This is a genomic window from Marinobacter sp. CH_CUG1437-1 (assembly GCF_037029655.1).
Taxonomy (GTDB): Bacteria; Pseudomonadota; Gammaproteobacteria; order Pseudomonadales; family Oleiphilaceae; genus Marinobacter; species Marinobacter salsuginis.
The window spans coordinates 368,761-384,662 of sequence record NZ_JAYMEW010000003.1 but is presented as its reverse complement, the minus strand read 5'-3'; the positions used below and the strand labels follow the sequence as shown (position 1 = coordinate 384,662).

The window sequence follows — 15,902 nt, the reverse complement described above, 5'->3', positions numbered from 1 at the left end:
CCGAACGCTGATGAAGACTGGGGCCAGATGAAGGCTTTCATCTGGCCCCTTTTCATTTCTATAGCCCGGAAAACGTAAAATCCACCTCAGGCTTACGGCCGTCAATAATGTCCGCAAGCGCGGCGGCGGAGCCACAGGAATGGGTCCACCCCAGGGTGCCGTGCCCGGTGTTCAGGTAGAGGTTGGCAAAGTGGCTCTTTCCGATGTAGGGCACATTGGAGGGAGTTGCCGGCCGCAGACCGGTCCAGAATTCGGCCTGGTCCCAGTAGCCCGCCTCTGGCATAACTTCCGCAGTGCGCCGGACGATGGCGCGGCAACGGGTGTAATTCAGTTTCCGGCTGTAGCCACTGAGTTCTGCCGTGCCTGCCACACGCATGCGATCGCCCAGGCGTGAGAATACCAGCTTGTACTCGTCGTCGGTCAGGCTAACTTGGAACGCTGCCTCTTCGTTTTTCACCGGCACGGTAATCGAATAACCCTTGGCCGGATAGATGTTCAGGAAAATACCCAACTGCCGGGCGAGTGCCGCACTGAAGCTCCCCATGCTCAGCACGTAGGCGTCTGCACGGAGCGTCTCATGGTGGCCGTCGTGAAGGGTCTGGACGCCAAGCACCCGTTCGCCAGCACGCTCGAACGCCAGAATTTCAGTGCCGTACCGGAACTCTACTCCCGCCTCGGCGCAGCGTTTTGCCAGGTTCTGGGTAAACATCCGGGCATCACCGGACTCATCCTCAGAAGTGTAGGTTGCACCCGCGATCCGGTTCTGGATCGGTTTGAGTGCCGGCTCCAGTTCAACTGCGCGATCAGCGTCGATGATCTGCCGGTCACAGCCAAGATCCTGCATGATTCGGGTAGGCTCGATAGCGCCGTCAAATTCGGCCGGATTGGTATAGAAATGCAGGATACCCTTCTCGAGGTGGTTGTACTCTATACCGGCCTCCTTGCGAAGAGCCTGCAACTGGCTACGGCTGTAGGTGCCAAGGTTCACCATCTGGCGGATATTGTGAGCGGCCCTGGCCGACGTGCATTGCCCCAGGAAGGAAAGCGCCCAGCGCCACTGGCTGGGATCCAGCGTTGGCCGGAACAGCAGAGGCGCATCCGGCTTGGTGAGCCATTTCAACACCTTCAGGGGCGCTGATGGATTGGCCCAGGGTTCGGCATGGGAGACCGAGATCTGCCCCCCGTTGGCATAACTGGTCTCCACGCCGGGCTGGTTCTGGCGATCAACCACGGTTACCTGGTGCCCCTGCTTCTGCAGATACCAGGCTGTGGTAATGCCCACAACGCCTGCGCCCAAAACCAGTATATGCATGCTCGCCTCCGGTCGAACGGAAACCGCCATCCCACAGGATATTCCCGGGGATTTTCGGCCAGATTCCGGTTGATGTGAAACTCGGGATTCGTTCTTCGCAGGGTCTATTGTAACGTGAGCATAAGGGAATTGCGTGTTATACCATCAGCCACCGGCGCGCTTGACGATCCACCCTTTCTGTTCGAGAAGTGGAACCAGGAGGTCCCGCTGGTCGCCCTGAATCTCGACTACGCCGTCTTTTACCGTACCACCGGTGCCGCATTTGGCTTTCAACACCTTGGCGTAAGCCTTCAGTTCCTTGTCATCCAGTGGAATGCCGGTAATCAGGGTGACACCCTTGCCTTTGCGGCCCTTGGTTTCCCGGCTCACCCGGACAATGCCGTCGCCGGCCGGCCGCGACGCTGCAGCGCAGGTGCACTCGTTCACCGGGTTACGGCAATCGGGGCACATGCGCCCCTGTTCTGTCGAGAAAACCAGGCCGCCCTCAGATCGCTTCTTCATTCCGTCTCCGTGCCATTCCGGTCTTGCCCGGTCTTTTAATCAAGACCGGGGGGATACTTGGTAAACATTTCAGCCACGACCTCGTCGATCAGCTCCCTGCGGGTCTCGGGTGACTGGTTTTCATTGAGGTAGCGGCGACTGGCTGCACGCCAGACAACTTCCTTCGACTTGCTGTCCGCCAGTTCGACCACCAGCTTGCCCTCTTCAATTTCACGCACCGGTGGCGGCGCGGACAAGGCCCAGCCGAAATTTCCGCTACCAAAGCCAAACCCGAGGCCCAGGCCAGTCTGTTCGAGCCTCTCTTCCGGCACAATCTGCCAGCTTACAAGCAAATCCGCTTCCGCCTCAGGCACCTGTCGCAACGCTTTGCGATTCAGCTCCCTCTCAACGGCACTGCGTACCCGTGTGCCGTCGAGTGAGGTGAATGACGACTCGTTCGTACCACTGGCAAACGCCCAGGATGAATAATTCCCAAAAACCACAGACGAGTTGTAGTCGGTCACCACATTGCTGGCGCAACCGGTCATGGCCAGTGTGACAAGCGCCAACATCAGAAAACGCATCATGATTTCTGCCCTCGGTTGAGAATTCGCTTTTTCAACAGTATACGCTTAGCGGACGCGGTACGATGCCCCCGGGATCCATCACCTTTCAAAACTGTAATCCAGCTTCTGGGCATCGCAGAAAGCCCCGAACGCTGCCAGTTGGTCCTCCGGAACCAGCACCCGGGCGCGAACGGACGCGCCATAATCAACAGACTCCACCGATGCACCGTTAACGTCGCACCAGTGTCGCAGGGGCTGCTCATCGGCGAAGGACAGGGAAACCAGCGCGTCCGTCATGGGTGTTTGCACCACCCGGTCAACCGCTGACAGCACGCTCTCTGCCGCCCCGGCATAGGCCCGCACCAGTCCGCCGGCACCCAGCTTGATCCCGCCGAAGTACCGGATAACCATCACCAGGACATCGCCCATATCCTTGTGCTGAATCACGTTGAGAATCGGCTTCCCGGCGGTTCCGGAGGGCTCGCCATCGTCGTTCATGGCGGCCTCAGCGGCAGAACCAGGGCGGCCGATCTGGTAGGCCCAGCAGATATGACGGGCGTCCGGGTGGTCCTGGTGTGCCTGTTCCAGCCAGTCTTTCACCTCCTCCCGGGAACTCACGGGCGCTACCCGGGCAATGAACCGGCTTTTCTTCACTTCCGTTTCACGCTCAAGGTATCCTGCTGGAACGGGGTAATCTTTTTTCATGGACACCGACCAATGGCCTCTGAAGACGAATACAACAACCCTGGCACTGCCAAACCCGCAAGAATACGCAAAGCAGCGTGCGGAATTCGCTTTGACGAGGACGAGTTGCAGGAGGGTATCGACTTTTCCGGCGCGGAGAAACTCAAGCCCTCCGATCCGGAGCCAGAATCAGCCACCGCCGAAAAACACAGGAAGGCGAAGCGTCACCCTTAACCCTCCATGCTCGCCCGCCGCTGCCGCGATCACTCCATCGTGGGCAGCAACAATGTCTCTGGCGATGGCCAGGCCCAGGCCCCATCCCTTGCCGCCGCGGGACTTGTCCGCCCGGAAGAACGGCTCAAAAAGCTGACCAATCATCTCATCCGCAACGCCTGGCCCTTCATCATCAACCGTCAGACTCAACAAGTCATCGGCCACCGTGACGGCCAGGTGAACAGCTCTGCCTGGTGGTGTGTGATCCAGGGCGTTTTGAAGGATGTTGTCGATTGCTCGCTGCAGAAGCCCCTCATCACCCAATACCGATGCCCGCGAGCTTTCAGGCGACACCACGAGCTTGCAGTCCACCCCCTGGTGTTCGGCATAATCGGCCGCATCCGTGAGCACCTGATTGACTACATGTACCAGCCGGAGGGGCTCGCGCTCAATATTGCCGCCGGCCTCCGTAACCCGGTACAGCGTCAGTATCTGCCCGGTCATGGTTTCGAGCCGCTCGTTCTGGCGCAGAATACTCGCCATAAGCTCTTCGTCTGCGCCGGCTTCGTTCGCCAGTTCAATGGCAATACGCTGGCGGGTGAGCGGCGTTCGCAGATCGTGGGAAATATCCCGAAGCAAGTGTTTCTGGCGATCCAGAAGACTGCAAAGCTGCTCTGTCATGGCATTGAAGGCTGTTGCCAGTTGCCCTACCTCATCCCTGCGTTGCGCGATCTTGTCGCTGACCCTGAGTGAATTGTCCCCTCCCGCAATCGCGCGGGCGGTGGTCTCCATATGCCGCAGAGGTCTTGATACCATGCGGGCAATCCACCAGCACGCCAGAGAAATCATCAATAGAGCCAGACCCAGCTCGATAGCCCGGAAGAACCTGGGATTGAGCCAGCCGGCGCCCTGCACCCGCGGCCAGGCCACCAGGCGGTAATCACCGCCCACATCCAGAACCGCCGGTTTCTGCGGGTACCAGCCGGATTTCATTCGGTCGCGAATGAACGAAGGCAGCTTGCCATCATTTTCATCCTGCTCGAGCAGCACCAGAAACAGTTCAAGGCGCTCACCCTCATCCCGCAGAAAGCGCCAGGCAGCGCCTCGATCACCAGCCTCACGGATGGCGATTGCCTCCTCGGCCAGGTCCCTGAGCCCTGCCTGCCGCTCGATCGCTTCCCGTTCGCGATCCAGGAGCATTCTGGTTGCCAGGTTACCGGCCACCACGGTGACCGCCATGGCCAGCCAGATGGAGAGGAAGATCCGCCAGAACAGCGGGAACATGGGCCGCTGCTTCATTCCGGCACCCGATAGCTGTAACCCAGCCCCCGAACGGTCTCAATCCGGGGCGGATCGTCGTTGCCCAGCTTTTTGCGAAGGTTACTGATGTGCATATCCAGGGTTCGGTCGTATGCCTCGAGCCGGCGTCCCAGGGCCCATTGCATAAGGTCCGTTTTGCGTACGACGCTGCCGGCGTGTGCAAGCAGGACCTGGAGAACCTCGTATTCGGTGGCGGTCAGTTCCATGGCTACATCGTTCTGATAAATCCGGCGATGGCCGGGCTCGACTCTCAGATCGCCATAGGTCCGGGCCGCATTGACTTCGGTTTTCTGGTCCCAGGCAATCCGCCGCAACAGCGCCTGCAGCCGGGCCACCAGCTCGCGAGGGTTGCAGGGCTTGGGAATGTAGTCATCAGCACCGACTTCAAAACCCACAATCCGATCGGTTTCATCGCCTCGGGCAGTCAGCAGCACAACCGGCAGATGCGTCTCTGCCCTCAACTCCCGCAGCACCTCAAGACCACTGATGTCGGGCAACATGATGTCGAGCACGACAATATCGCAGTCCTGGCCAAGCGCCAGGGCGAGTCCGTCCCGCCCGTTTGCCGCCTCGCGAACGGTGAACCCCTGATTGGTCAGGTAACGTGCGAGCAGTTGCCGTAATTCATCATCGTCTTCGACCAGTAACACCCTGTTCTGCATCTTGCCTCTCCAACTGTCGTGCCGGCCACCATAGCTGGATGAAGTCTAACACGCTCGGGGTATAGTGCCGGGCTGGCCCTGCCCGCTTTGCAGAACCTTTACACAGTCACAGACGAGGTTCCGGAGGGCCGCCGAGGGTGATCAAAAGCCATGTTCTGACGTATGGTAACGGGTACACACAGGAGTTTTCCCGCACCATGCCAGAATCCGGACAAGCGACTCTTACCCTGGAAACCTGCGCCAGCCTCAATGACATTCCCGCACGAGAGTGGGAACGACTGGCGGGCTGCACCAACCCTTTTCTTCGCTACGAGTTTTTCCAGGCTCTCGAAGCCTCCGGCTGCACGTCCGAAGCCACCGGTTGGTCTCCCAGCCACCTTGTGTTCAAGTCGGACGACAAAATCGTAGGCCTGGCACCGGCTTTCCTGAAAAGCCACTCCATGGGGGAATATGTTTTCGATTGGGCCTGGGCCGATGCCTATCAGCGACATGGCCTTGCGTACTATCCGAAATTGCTGATCGCCATCCCGTTTACGCCTTCTGCCGGGCCCCGACTGTTGCTGGCCCCGGACCTGCGGGAACAACTGACACCCGAGCAGATTCATGATCTGCTGGACACGCTGACCGACAAACTGGGCGCCCACTCCTGGCACCTTCTCTTTCCGGACAGCGAGGACCAGAAACTGCTCCAACACGACCAGGAGCTACACCGCATTGGATGCCAGTTCCACTGGCACAACCACGGTTACGGGAACTTCGAGGATTTCCTGGCAGCTCTGACGTCCCGCAAGCGAAAATCCATACGCAAGGAACGTCGCCAGGTTGCTGAACAGGGCATTTCCTTTGCCCGTTTCCACGGCCGGGATATTCCCGAGCATGTGCTGTCTGCCTTCTATGTCTTTTACCAGGCTACCTACCTGAAACGGGGCCAGCGGCCGTACCTCAACAAGCGCTTCTTTGAGCTGCTTCGGGAACAGTTACCCGAACATGTACACCTCGTGATCGCCCAGCGCGAAGGTGAAATGATTGCCGGGGCGCTGTTCCTGGCAGGCAAAACCACCCTGTACGGGCGTTACTGGGGGTGCCTGGACGAATACAACCACCTGCACTTCGAAACCTGCTATTACCAGGGCATCGAGCTGGCCATGGAGCTGGGGCTCAGCCACATTGACGCCGGCGCCCAAGGCGAGCATAAACTGGTGCGCGGCTTTGAACCGGTGATTACCCATTCCTGGCACGGAATCCTTCACCCCGGCTTCCGCAGGGCGATAGAAAACTTCACCCATGAAGAAGCCGAACACGTCCTCGGTTACTTCAAAGAGGCACAATCTGTCCTACCCTTTCGACAGCAGACGCAGGATTAACTTCTATACTGAAAGACCCAGACAGGATTTGCGCAGGGGTCAGATATTATGGATGCAGACCCATTTTGGAGCACGGTATCGGCAGGTGGCCTGCCGCTCCTTCTTGCCACCGGAGCGCTGGGCCTGGCGCTCATTGCCCTGTTTTGGGGTTCAGGGGCACGACGCCGATACCAGGAGCAACTGACAGCGCTGCGTGAGCGCTCGGACACCCTATGGCGGGAAGTGGACGATATAAGAGTCGCGCAGTTCAATCGCCCCGGGGAGGCCGGCAACGGAGCGTCAGGCTCGCCGGTTGAAGAAGCCCGTTATCACACAGAAGTGGAAGCCTACAGCAAGATATGGCCCCAGGTATGGCATCTTCATGAACGCCTGGGCATGTTCCTGAGGGCGGTTGAAGCGGGCGAGGCCGCCGGCGAACTCAGACTGGAAGCCCGCAACGCTGCCCTGGAGGCACGCAACCTGTTGAACCGGAACCGTCCGTTCTGCACCGAATCCGTTGATGAACTGGTTACCCGGCTGATCGATGCGGAAATAAAGGCCCACCTGGCGGCCTGCCAGTATCTGGATCTGCTCAAGGACGTCACCAGCGCCTCATCCAACCACGACCGCCGGGTATTGCAGGAAAAATGTCACAGCCTGCATGAGGGCGAAGCCCGGGAACTGATGAACCAGTTGGTTTCGTCTATCCGGCACCGGACCATTCGAAGCAGCTGAGGACCCGCCAGCCTTAGCTGTCAGCGATACGAAACCCTACTTTCATAACCACCTGATAATGGCCGACCTTGCCATCGACGATGTGGCCGCGGGTCTCGGTTACCTCAAACCACTCCATGTTGCGAACACTTTTGCCGCACTCCTCCAGTGCGTTCTCGATGGCGTCTTCAATGCTCTTCTTGGAAGACCCGACAATTTCCACTTTTTTGTAGACATGATGGTCAGACATGGAACCCTCCTTAAAATCGCAGCTTGTAGTTTTCAGCCTAGAAGACAAGCCTGATGCCAGCAAACTACAGCCCGGCACAGTCCTCATCCGCAACAAGACGAAGGACGTATTTGTTCACTACAATGAATAACGCCATCCGGAACTTTCTGAGCCCCGACGAGTCCCGGATACCCTCACGTTCTGGATTGGATTCATGAAACGATTTCTGAAATACACCAGCTGGTTTGTCGGTGCGGTGCTCCTGCTGCTTTCCGGCCCAATCCTGCTGGCCACCAGCGGCAGCTTGCAGGGAGCGGAGAGCTGGCAGACAGCCACCCGGGAAAGCGCCCGCATTGCGCCCCTGCCAGAACAGGCCGACGAGGCCATCGTCCAGGTCTACGGGGCTCGGGCCTGGAGCTGGCGAGGCTACTTTGCAGTCCATACCTGGATAGCCACCAAGGAAAAAGGCGCCAGCCACTACCGGGTTCATGAGGTTACTGGCTGGCGCAGCTACGTGGTCAATTCCCGCCCGGGCGAACCGGACAGACACTGGTATGGTGCGAAACCGGAACTCTATGCTGATATCCGCGGAGAAGAGGCAGAAAAGCTTATTCCCGACATCTACCGGGCAGTGGAATCCTACCCCTACCCAACCGAATACGAAGCCTGGCCGGGCCCCAACAGCAATACCTTCGTGGCCTGGGTGATACGGGAGGTTCCTGGACTTGATGTCGCTTTGCCCAACCACGCAATCGGCAAGGACTACCTGGGCGATCGGGTGTTCGCAGAGGTTCCGGGTGGCGCTGGTTACCAGGTTTCGCTGGGCGGGTATTTTGGCGTGCTGGCAGGTGTCCGCGAAGGGCTGGAACTGAACCTTTTGGGTCTTTCTTTCGGGATTAACCCGTTGGCGCTCGGAATCAAGCTACCCGGCATTGGGGAACTGGCACTCAGAAATACCAACCCGATGCCCGAATGAGCCGATGAGCCTCATTGAACAGACGGCCAGGTCGGGTGCAGGGCTCCCAAAAAACGCTGTGAATACGTCCCTGTAAGCTTGGCTCCGCCATCCATGGCTCCGCACATTTTTGGGAACCCTGCACCCGACCTGACCTGCCCCGGAGCTAGCCATCAAAGACTAGCAAACTCCAGATACCGACTCGCAGCCTGCTTCTTCTCATCCTGGCTGTTCAGCATTTCCAGCCGCATTTTATCGATGAGCTTCAGGTAATCGACAAGCGGTGATTCCGGCTTGCCGGATTCCTTAGACTCCTCGATAAATGCCTTCTGTTTCTCGCGGATTTCGTTCAGCTTCTCCAGTGCCGAGCGGATCGCCTCCACCCTGGCCTCCACCAGATCACTGCCGCCGCGGTCCGTTAAGCCACGTTCGGTGCCGAGGACCGTCTCGGTAACCGGCGAGTCGGTCGTATTCTGCTCCGCCAGATTAATTTCCTCGAGAGTGCGAACCTCGCCGTCGGTCGTCAGGTAAATGCCGGAGCCCTTGATCTGGCCTAGAGGCACGCCCTGGCTGTTGGCGAGGGTGAAGCGGTCTTCGACATTGTCCACGTAGAGGGCCTGAACCCCGACTTCCTCGAGGGATTTCAGGGCCTGGGCGCCGTCCGCGGTTTGCACCCACACGGACAGCGATTTGAAGATCTCATCATTGGCATCAATCCACCGGTTGCCGTCGTCATCGAACCGGGCCAGCTCGCCGAAGCCGGAACCGCTCTGGGGACCAAACAATTCGGTGCCATCGTCCACCTTGCCGTTGCCGTTGCGATCCAGCACCAGATAGCCGCTGCCACTGCCCAGCGAGGCAAACTGCCCGGTTTCGCCGTTGCCGTTCAGATCGAACTCGAACAGGGTGTCGGTCAGGCGGGCGGTGGCCGCGCCGAAGTTGATCACCAACGGATCGGTAAGCGGCCGTTCCTGGATCTGGACCAGCTCGGAATACTCGTAAGTGCGGGACTGCGACTGCCGCAGGGAGAGCGTGAAATCAATGGTTTCGCCGTTCTCCAGGCTGATGGTGCCGGTAGAGGCAAAGCTTCTGGACTCGCTCTCCGAGTAGAACATATAGCGCCCGGCGGAAACCGAAAGGCTGCCACGACCCTCGACGCCAGCATCACCGCCCAGAGCCGCACGGCTTACGCTCAGCGCCTGCTGGCCCATCAGGAGCAGCTCTGAGGTTTTCTCTGCCAGCTGTGCACTGGTGAAAACGCTCTGCTGACCGTCACCTGTCACGGTGCTGCTTCCACTGAACGCGAGCTGCTCCTGGCTACTGTAACGGTAGGCAGCCTGGCGCATGAGTGTCAGTTCAGAGCCCACCGCATTCCCGTTAGCCTGGGGCGCTGGCCCTGGCGCTTGCCGGTTGATGCGCAGCTGGGTGCTGTCGAACGCCGATACTTGGCGGGAACTGTCCTGGAAAAGCGAAATCTGGCTGGAGGAAATCATGGCTTCGGGTACCTGTGGTCACTACACAGGTATATCGGCCGGGCGGCACCAGACTTGAGCAGTTTTTGATCGACTCAGGTTCGGGCGTTCAGTTCAGATAGCGCACAATACCGGCAGCGGCGATGCCAGCCGCTATCGCCGGCAGCGGCTTGCGCAGGGCCAGCATGATCACCGCTGTGACTATCAGGGCTGCCACTGCCCCAAGGTCACCGCTGAAAGCCATGGGCACAATGATGGCGATCAGAACCGAGCTGGCCATCGTTTTGATAAAGCTCTCGATGCGGGGATTGATCTTTACGAACGACATGACAAACGCACCGCCGAAACGGGTCGCCAGGGTTACAACCGTCATGATCGCGATCAGCAGGAGAATGCCCGCGGTGGTGGTTTCAATGGTCATGGTCGCTGGCTTCCCCACCTCTTACATCGTTCCCATCCGAAGCAGGCTTTGGTTCCAGCCAGAAAAATCCGATAGCTCCACCTGCCAGGGCCCCGACCACTACGTGGGTATTGGGCGGCAGCCATTTCCAGGCCGCCAGTGATGCCACTGCGGCCACTGTCCAGGCCACGAGCACCCTGGGTGATTTCTTGCCGCCCAAAGCCATGGCCAAAAGGAAACAGCCCAGGACCATATCCAGCCCGAGGGCCTTGGGATTCTGTAGCAGCCCACCAAAGTAGACGCCCAGCCCAGTACCGATGATCCAGGCCAGCCAGAGGGCCAGACCACCGCCGAGGATCACCTCCAGGTTGCGCCGGCCGCTCTGATACTCCTGGGCAGACACCGCCCAGTTGGCGTCCGTCAGCAGCAGCAAAAGGCCGTAGCGCTTGCCAGGCGATACATCCCGGAGCATCGGGTACAGGGAAGCGCCCATAAGCAGGTGGCGGGAGTTAATGGCGAAGACCACGGCAATCATCGGGAGGACAGAGACTTGGGCGCCCCACATATCGACGGCTGCAAACTGGGAGGCCCCGGCAAAGACCGTGGCACTCATCAACACGGCCTGGAGCGGTTCAAGGCCTTTCTGCGTTGCTGCCAATCCAAAGGCAGCACCAAACGCCACCACGAACAATGAGATGGGAAGTAGCCGGAAAAACTCCACCCGCACCCGGGCCGGCTGAAGCTGATAAGAATAGGAAGCGACAGACATCAGGGGAAACTAGGCCAGTTTCCCCCAAACGCGTATAGGTAGTTCCCGCAGAAACCACCAGATCTGAGACTAATGGACCAGATCCGAGCAGAAAGCGCGAATAGATAAACCCGTGATTACGCCGAAACTTTCCAGGAAAGCCTGTAAACCGAAGAACAACCACCGCACCGAATAGTTCACTTTTGCATGTTGACGTTAACGTTAAATGCGGCTAGTTTGTTTTTCGTCCAGCCCCAAAAGGGCAGTTTCAATGGGTAACCCCCAAGGGAAAAGCGGACACCTGAAATCGAAACGCCGGCCACAAGCCGGTCGACAAGAACAAGATACCCGCTCATGCCGAGATCCGGCCCAGTGGGAGAGGATTTCACAATGCTATTCAGCCATCCCGAGTTCGATAACCACGAACATCTGTCCTTTTTCTGCGATCCCGAAAGCGGCCTGAAGGCCATCGTTGCTATCCATAACACCTCCCGCGGCCCCGCACTGGGTGGCTGCCGGATGTTTCCCTATGCCTCCGATGAAGAGGCGGTGCGCGATGTATTGCGGCTTTCAAGGGGCATGACCTACAAGTCGGCCCTCGCCAACCTGGATCTGGGTGGCGGCAAGTCGGTGATTATTGGCGACCCGCGCAAACAGAAAACCGAAGCGCTGATGGAGGCCATGGGCCGTCATCTGGAAAGTCTGGGCGGGCAGTACATTGCGGCAGAGGATTCCGGCACCAGCGTACCGGACCTCAAGATCATGGGCCGACACACCGGCCACGTTGCCGGCATCGCCTCGCGCACCGGTTTCGACGGCAATCCCAGCAACGGCGACCCATCACCGGCAACTGCTTACGGGACGTTTATTGGCCTGAAGGCAGCAGTGAAACACAAACTCGGACGGGAGGACCTCAACGGCTTGAAGGTGGCCATCCAGGGCATCGGCAATGTTGGTTTCCGGCTGGCCAGACACCTCAAGGACGCTGGCGCTGATCTCTGGGTGTATGACATCCACGAGGACAACATGCAGCGGGCAGTGGATCAGCTGGGAGCCAGACCGGCCGCCGCCGAGGACATTCTTTCCCTGCCGGTCGACGTGGTTGCGCCCTGTGCCATGGGCGCGGTACTGAACGATCACAGCATTCCCCAGCTGCAGGCCCGGATTGTGGCCGGCGCCGCCAATAACCTGCTGGAGCACCCGGAGCATGATGCCATGCTGCGGGACCGGGGCATCCTCTATGCGCCGGATTTTGCCATCAACGCCGGTGGCATCATCGATGTGTTCTACGAGCGCACTGGCGCCACTCCGGAAACCGTTCGGGCCCACGTCGAGACCATCGGCGACACCCTGACCGAAATCTTCAACCGTTCCGGCCGCTCAGGGCGCCCCACCGGGGAGATCGCCAACGAACTGGCGGAAGAACGGTTCAAAAAGCACACCGCCGGAGCCAGCCTGGCACCCGAGCGGTTGGCTCGCACCGGCTGAGCTGACACCGGCGCACCCCTCAGGAAGCTGCAGGCAGCTGCAGCTTCCCTCTTAAACCCTGATACAAAAACAAATACTCCGGGAGACAGTTATGTCCGTCACTTCTTCAGATTCCGCCGCCTATTCGGGGGCGCTTGAAGGTTCAAACGCCCAACGCGGGCTCTGGTCATCACGTCTAGCCTTTATTCTGGCCGCTACCGGCTCCGCAGTGGGCCTGGGCAATATCTGGAAATTTCCCTACGTGACCGGCGAAAACGGGGGCGGCGCCTTCGTGCTGGTTTATCTGCTGTGCATCGCGGTTGTGGGTATTCCCATCATGATGGCGGAAGTCATGATCGGTCGTCGCGGCGGTCGAAGCCCCGTCAAGAGCCTGAGCCTGATTGCCGAACGGGACGGCCTCAACCCGGCCTGGAAGCTGGTCGGTGCCATCGGTATTCTGGCGGGTTTCCTTATTCTCTCATTCTATTCGGTGATTGGCGGCTGGGCCATTTCCTACGTGGGCACAACCGCCAGCGGCCAGCTTACCGGCCAGACTGCTGACGCCGTCGGCGCTATCTTCTCGGGTCTGCTGAGTGATCCCACCACCCTGCTCGCCTGGCATACATTGTTCATGGCGCTGGTCATGGTTGTGGTTGTGAGGGGTGTTCGCTCGGGTCTTGAGCGGGCGGTCAGCATCCTGATGCCGGCCCTGTTCGTGCTCCTGCTGATTGTCGTGGGTTATGCAATGACCACCGGGCACTTTGGCCAAGCCGCGGCGTTTCTGTTTCAGCCGGATTTCTCCAAGCTCACAACGTCCGGGATCCTGGTAGCTCTGGGCCATGCGTTCTTCACCCTGAGCCTGGGTATGGCAGTAATGATGGCCTACGGCTCCTACCTGCCCAAGAATATTTCCATCGCCAAAACCTCCATGACCGTGTCGGTCATCGACACCGGTGTGGCGCTGTTGGCCGGTCTGGCCATTTTCCCGATCGTGTTTGCCAACGGCCTTGAGCCGGGTGCCGGCCCGGGCCTGATCTTCCAGACCCTGCCGCTGGCTTTCGGCCAGATGCCCATGGGCTCCCTGTTCGGCACGCTGTTCTTTGTCCTGCTGATCTTCGCCGCCTGGACATCCGGGATCTCGCTGCTGGAGCCTATCGTGGAGTGGCTGGAGGAGCGTAAAGGCATGAACCGCACCGTCAGCACGCTGGGCGCCGGTTTTGTCTGCTGGGGACTGGGCATTGCCTCGATTCTGTCCCTGAACCTATGGTCCGACTTCGCACCGCTTGGCTTTGTGCCCATGCTGGAAGGCAAGACCATTTTCGACCTGCTGGACTTCTTCACCGCCAACATCATGCTGCCGCTGGGTGGCTTGCTTGTGGCCCTGTTCGCAGGCTGGGTGATGTCGCGCCAGGCCATGGAGAAGGAACTGGCACTGTCTCCAGGCATGTTCAATCTCTGGCTAATCACCGTGCGTTTTGTGACGCCGGTAGCGGTGGCCGTGGTATTTATCTACAACCTGATGTAAACAGCGTGAACTTGGGGTCAGATGAACGCTTTCATCTGCCCCCTTCTTCTTCAGAGTTGCGTGAGGGCCGACGCCAGGGTCTCCCCGATACGGGCATTCAGTTTCAGATCCACCAGATCCTCGGCCCGTGTCCGCCCCAAATTCAGGGTGGCAATGGGCTTGTTCCACTCGTTGGCGTACCGGCAAAAACGGAAGCCGGAATACACCATCAACGACGAACCGATCACCAGAAGGCCATCACTGGCTTTCAGCGTATCCAGGGCCGAATACACCCGGTCTTTCGGAACGAAGTCACCAAAGAACACCACATCCGGCTTAAGAATCCCCTCGCATTTCGGACAGTCCGCCAGCCGGAAATCCTCGAAATCCACATCCAGATCGGCATCACCGTCCGGCGCTGTCTCGGCCGTGTATTTCTGGAAGCCCGGGTTCAGATCCGCGCAACGATCGTGCACCTCATCCCGCGGGCAACGGTAGCCGCAACTCATGCACACAACCTCATCGGCCCGCCCGTGCAAATCCGTTACCGCCCGGGTACCCGCCTTCTGGTGAAGCCGGTCGACATTCTGGGTAACCACCAGGCTGCTGTGATTAAGCAACTCCAGATCGGAGATGTAATGATGGGAGGGATTGGGCCTCGCGTTGCGCATCACCGGCCAGCCAATCAGGCTTCGGCCCCAGTAGCGCTGGCGGGTGTAGAAGTCTTCCATGAACGCCTTGTGCTGAACCGGCTGCTTGCGCTTCCAGGCACCATCGCCGTCCCGGTAATCCGGGATGCCCGAATCGGTACTGACCCCGGCACCGGTCAGAATCAGCAAGCGGGGGTAGCGATGGATAAACTCCGCTAGCAATGCCCCGGCCTCCTCCGGCTCATGCAACACCGGCGGCTGCTCCGGCTCGGGCAGACGCTGGCTGGAACTGAAAGGTCGGCTACGGTGCGTGGTCAAAGACATACAGACTCCGGTTTTCAGCCCGGCTTGCGGGCCACATACACGGTGTTAAACGATTCCCTGTTCTGAAATGGATTGAAAAAGGATACAACATGGCAAGCCACATCGGTGAACACTTCGTTGAGAACGGCCATGAACTCGTCATCCTCGCCCTCGTTCGACCACATGGCAAACACGCCCCGGGGCTTCAGTTGCCGGGCCATCAGGCGCAGATTGTTGGTGGTGTAAAAGCTGGCGCTTGAATCGTTAAGCAGCGCCCGGGGTGAATGGTCGATGTCCAGGAGGATGGCATCGAACTGTTTGCCGGGGTTCTCAGGATCGAAACCGCCCTCTGCAGGATCGGCAATTGCCAGGTCGAAGAAGCTGCCATGAACATAGCGGTTCCGCGGATCGGCATTCAGGTCTTTGCCCAGCGGCACCAGCTCCTGCTGATGCCAGCCGATAACCGGTTCCAGGTACTCAACCACGAGCAGCTCGGCAACCCGCTCATGCCTGAGCGCGGCCACGGCGGTGTAACCCAGGCCCAGGCCACCGACCACCACATTCAGGTCGTCACCCTCGGTTTCGCCAAGTCCGATATCCGAGAGGGCTACTTCAGCATCCACGAACATGCTGGACATCAGGAATTCCTCGCCCAGCTTCACCTCGTAGATATCCCGGTCACCAATAGCAGGAATCCGGCGCCGGCGAAGCGTGATCTCACCGATCACCGAAGGCTGGCTGTCAATTTGCTCGAAAAGCAGTCCCATTTGCTCTGACTCTTCTGGTTGATCTGGTTTGCAACTATGCCGTTATATCCGAGTTAACCGCCCGGGCCTTAGGATCCGTGCATTCGCCGGTGGGCAGGGCTTTCCAAAACACG

General features: G+C 59.2%; 17 protein-coding genes. 5 read left to right on the top strand and 12 right to left on the bottom strand.

All coding sequences use genetic code 11. The annotated features are described in order from the left end of the window. Window positions 1–58 precede the first annotated feature (58 nt). The 6 genes from WA411_RS10605 to WA411_RS10580 form a co-directional block, all read right to left on the bottom strand. On the bottom strand, window positions 59–1,312 hold the full coding sequence (locus tag WA411_RS10605; RefSeq protein ID WP_291906093.1) for a D-amino acid dehydrogenase: 1,254 nt from the start codon (window positions 1,310–1,312) through the stop codon (window positions 59–61). Between the two features lie 144 nt (window positions 1,313–1,456). Further along, on the bottom strand, window positions 1,457–1,813 hold the full coding sequence (locus WA411_RS10600; protein ID WP_153633774.1) for a translation initiation factor Sui1: 357 nt from the start codon (window positions 1,811–1,813) through the stop codon (window positions 1,457–1,459). A gap of 35 nt (window positions 1,814–1,848) precedes the next feature. Continuing rightward, window positions 1,849–2,376: a DUF4136 domain-containing protein gene (locus WA411_RS10595; RefSeq protein ID WP_174805033.1), complete on the bottom strand. Its 528-nt coding sequence runs from the start codon at window positions 2,374–2,376 to the stop codon at window positions 1,849–1,851. Window positions 2,377–2,457: 81 nt separating this feature from the next. After that, on the bottom strand, window positions 2,458–3,063 hold the full coding sequence (locus tag WA411_RS10590) for a YigZ family protein (protein WP_153633775.1): 606 nt from the start codon (window positions 3,061–3,063) through the stop codon (window positions 2,458–2,460). Window positions 3,064–3,231: 168 nt separating this feature from the next. Further along, on the bottom strand, window positions 3,232–4,554 hold the full coding sequence (locus WA411_RS10585; protein ID WP_291906096.1) for a sensor histidine kinase: 1,323 nt from the start codon (window positions 4,552–4,554) through the stop codon (window positions 3,232–3,234). Next, window positions 4,551–5,237 (bottom strand): response regulator transcription factor, encoded by a 687-nt coding sequence (locus tag WA411_RS10580; RefSeq protein WP_069182944.1) that lies wholly within the window; start codon window positions 5,235–5,237, stop codon window positions 4,551–4,553. Before WA411_RS10580 ends, WA411_RS10585 begins: the two co-directional genes overlap by 4 nt. A 197-nt stretch (window positions 5,238–5,434) precedes the next feature. Between WA411_RS10580 and WA411_RS10575 the strand changes: the two genes are divergently transcribed. Together WA411_RS10575 and WA411_RS10570 are read left to right on the top strand one after the other, a co-directional pair. After that, the gene (locus WA411_RS10575) at window positions 5,435–6,601 is read left to right on the top strand and encodes a GNAT family N-acetyltransferase (RefSeq protein WP_291906098.1); all 1,167 of its coding nucleotides are present in this window, start codon (window positions 5,435–5,437) and stop codon (window positions 6,599–6,601) included. A 48-nt stretch (window positions 6,602–6,649) separates the two neighbouring features. Then, window positions 6,650–7,315: a hypothetical protein gene (locus tag WA411_RS10570; protein WP_291906100.1), complete on the top strand. Its 666-nt coding sequence runs from the start codon at window positions 6,650–6,652 to the stop codon at window positions 7,313–7,315. Between the two features lie 13 nt (window positions 7,316–7,328). On the opposite strand, the gene WA411_RS10565 is transcribed toward WA411_RS10570, so the two are convergent. Then, the gene (locus WA411_RS10565; RefSeq protein WP_069182941.1) at window positions 7,329–7,544 is read right to left on the bottom strand and encodes a dodecin; all 216 of its coding nucleotides are present in this window, start codon (window positions 7,542–7,544) and stop codon (window positions 7,329–7,331) included. A 193-nt stretch (window positions 7,545–7,737) separates the two neighbouring features. Between WA411_RS10565 and WA411_RS10560 the strand changes: the two genes are divergently transcribed. After that, a complete protein-coding gene (locus WA411_RS10560) occupies window positions 7,738–8,499 on the top strand; it encodes a DUF3750 domain-containing protein (protein ID WP_291906102.1) in 762 nt (253 codons plus the stop codon). Window positions 8,500–8,651: 152 nt separating this feature from the next. Here WA411_RS10560 and WA411_RS10555 read toward each other — a convergent pair whose 3' ends face one another. The 3 genes from WA411_RS10555 to WA411_RS10545 form a co-directional block, all read right to left on the bottom strand. Beyond that, window positions 8,652–9,971: a hypothetical protein gene (locus WA411_RS10555; RefSeq protein WP_291906104.1), complete on the bottom strand. Its 1,320-nt coding sequence runs from the start codon at window positions 9,969–9,971 to the stop codon at window positions 8,652–8,654. Window positions 9,972–10,059: 88 nt separating this feature from the next. Continuing rightward, window positions 10,060–10,371: an AzlD family protein gene (locus WA411_RS10550; protein WP_291906106.1), complete on the bottom strand. Its 312-nt coding sequence runs from the start codon at window positions 10,369–10,371 to the stop codon at window positions 10,060–10,062. Further along, complete coding sequence (locus tag WA411_RS10545; protein WP_291906108.1) at window positions 10,361–11,119, bottom strand: AzlC family ABC transporter permease; 759 nt, start codon at window positions 11,117–11,119, stop codon at window positions 10,361–10,363. The genes WA411_RS10550 and WA411_RS10545 overlap by 11 nt, the downstream gene beginning before the upstream one ends. 369 nt (window positions 11,120–11,488) lie before the next feature. Between WA411_RS10545 and WA411_RS10540 the strand changes: the two genes are divergently transcribed. Next, window positions 11,489–12,586 (top strand): Glu/Leu/Phe/Val family dehydrogenase, encoded by a 1,098-nt coding sequence (locus WA411_RS10540; protein WP_291906110.1) that lies wholly within the window; start codon window positions 11,489–11,491, stop codon window positions 12,584–12,586. A gap of 91 nt (window positions 12,587–12,677) precedes the next feature. Further along, entirely contained in the window at window positions 12,678–14,090 is a 1,413-nt protein-coding gene (locus WA411_RS10535; protein ID WP_069182935.1) for a sodium-dependent transporter, read from the top strand. Between the two features lie 50 nt (window positions 14,091–14,140). Here WA411_RS10535 and WA411_RS10530 read toward each other — a convergent pair whose 3' ends face one another. Both WA411_RS10530 and WA411_RS10525 read right to left on the bottom strand, forming a co-directional pair. Next, window positions 14,141–15,043, bottom strand: coding sequence for an NAD-dependent protein deacetylase (locus tag WA411_RS10530; RefSeq protein WP_069182934.1), 903 nt, complete (start codon window positions 15,041–15,043; stop codon window positions 14,141–14,143). A 14-nt stretch (window positions 15,044–15,057) separates the two neighbouring features. Further along, window positions 15,058–15,789 carry a spermidine synthase gene (locus WA411_RS10525; RefSeq protein ID WP_291906112.1) on the bottom strand — a complete coding sequence of 244 codons (732 nt, stop codon included), beginning with the start codon at window positions 15,787–15,789 and terminating at the stop codon, window positions 15,058–15,060. Window positions 15,790–15,902: the final 113 nt, after the last annotated feature.

Coding starts and splice junctions, on each gene's coding strand:
- WA411_RS10605 (WP_291906093.1), bottom strand. CDS start 1,312: ATGCATATACTGGTTTTGGGCGCAGGCGTTGTGGGCATTACCACAGCC.
- WA411_RS10600 (WP_153633774.1), bottom strand. CDS start 1,813: ATGAAGAAGCGATCTGAGGGCGGCCTGGTTTTCTCGACAGAACAGGGG.
- WA411_RS10595 (WP_174805033.1), bottom strand. CDS start 2,376: ATGCGTTTTCTGATGTTGGCGCTTGTCACACTGGCCATGACCGGTTGC.
- WA411_RS10590 (WP_153633775.1), bottom strand. CDS start 3,063: ATGAAAAAAGATTACCCCGTTCCAGCAGGATACCTTGAGCGTGAAACG.
- WA411_RS10585 (WP_291906096.1), bottom strand. CDS start 4,554: ATGAAGCAGCGGCCCATGTTCCCGCTGTTCTGGCGGATCTTCCTCTCC.
- WA411_RS10580 (WP_069182944.1), bottom strand. CDS start 5,237: ATGCAGAACAGGGTGTTACTGGTCGAAGACGATGATGAATTACGGCAA.
- WA411_RS10575 (WP_291906098.1), top strand. CDS start 5,435: ATGCCAGAATCCGGACAAGCGACTCTTACCCTGGAAACCTGCGCCAGC.
- WA411_RS10570 (WP_291906100.1), top strand. CDS start 6,650: ATGGATGCAGACCCATTTTGGAGCACGGTATCGGCAGGTGGCCTGCCG.
- WA411_RS10565 (WP_069182941.1), bottom strand. CDS start 7,544: ATGTCTGACCATCATGTCTACAAAAAAGTGGAAATTGTCGGGTCTTCC.
- WA411_RS10560 (WP_291906102.1), top strand. CDS start 7,738: ATGAAACGATTTCTGAAATACACCAGCTGGTTTGTCGGTGCGGTGCTC.
- WA411_RS10555 (WP_291906104.1), bottom strand. CDS start 9,971: ATGATTTCCTCCAGCCAGATTTCGCTTTTCCAGGACAGTTCCCGCCAA.
- WA411_RS10550 (WP_291906106.1), bottom strand. CDS start 10,371: ATGACCATTGAAACCACCACCGCGGGCATTCTCCTGCTGATCGCGATC.
- WA411_RS10545 (WP_291906108.1), bottom strand. CDS start 11,119: ATGTCTGTCGCTTCCTATTCTTATCAGCTTCAGCCGGCCCGGGTGCGG.
- WA411_RS10540 (WP_291906110.1), top strand. CDS start 11,489: ATGCTATTCAGCCATCCCGAGTTCGATAACCACGAACATCTGTCCTTT.
- WA411_RS10535 (WP_069182935.1), top strand. CDS start 12,678: ATGTCCGTCACTTCTTCAGATTCCGCCGCCTATTCGGGGGCGCTTGAA.
- WA411_RS10530 (WP_069182934.1), bottom strand. CDS start 15,043: ATGTCTTTGACCACGCACCGTAGCCGACCTTTCAGTTCCAGCCAGCGT.
- WA411_RS10525 (WP_291906112.1), bottom strand. CDS start 15,789: ATGGGACTGCTTTTCGAGCAAATTGACAGCCAGCCTTCGGTGATCGGT.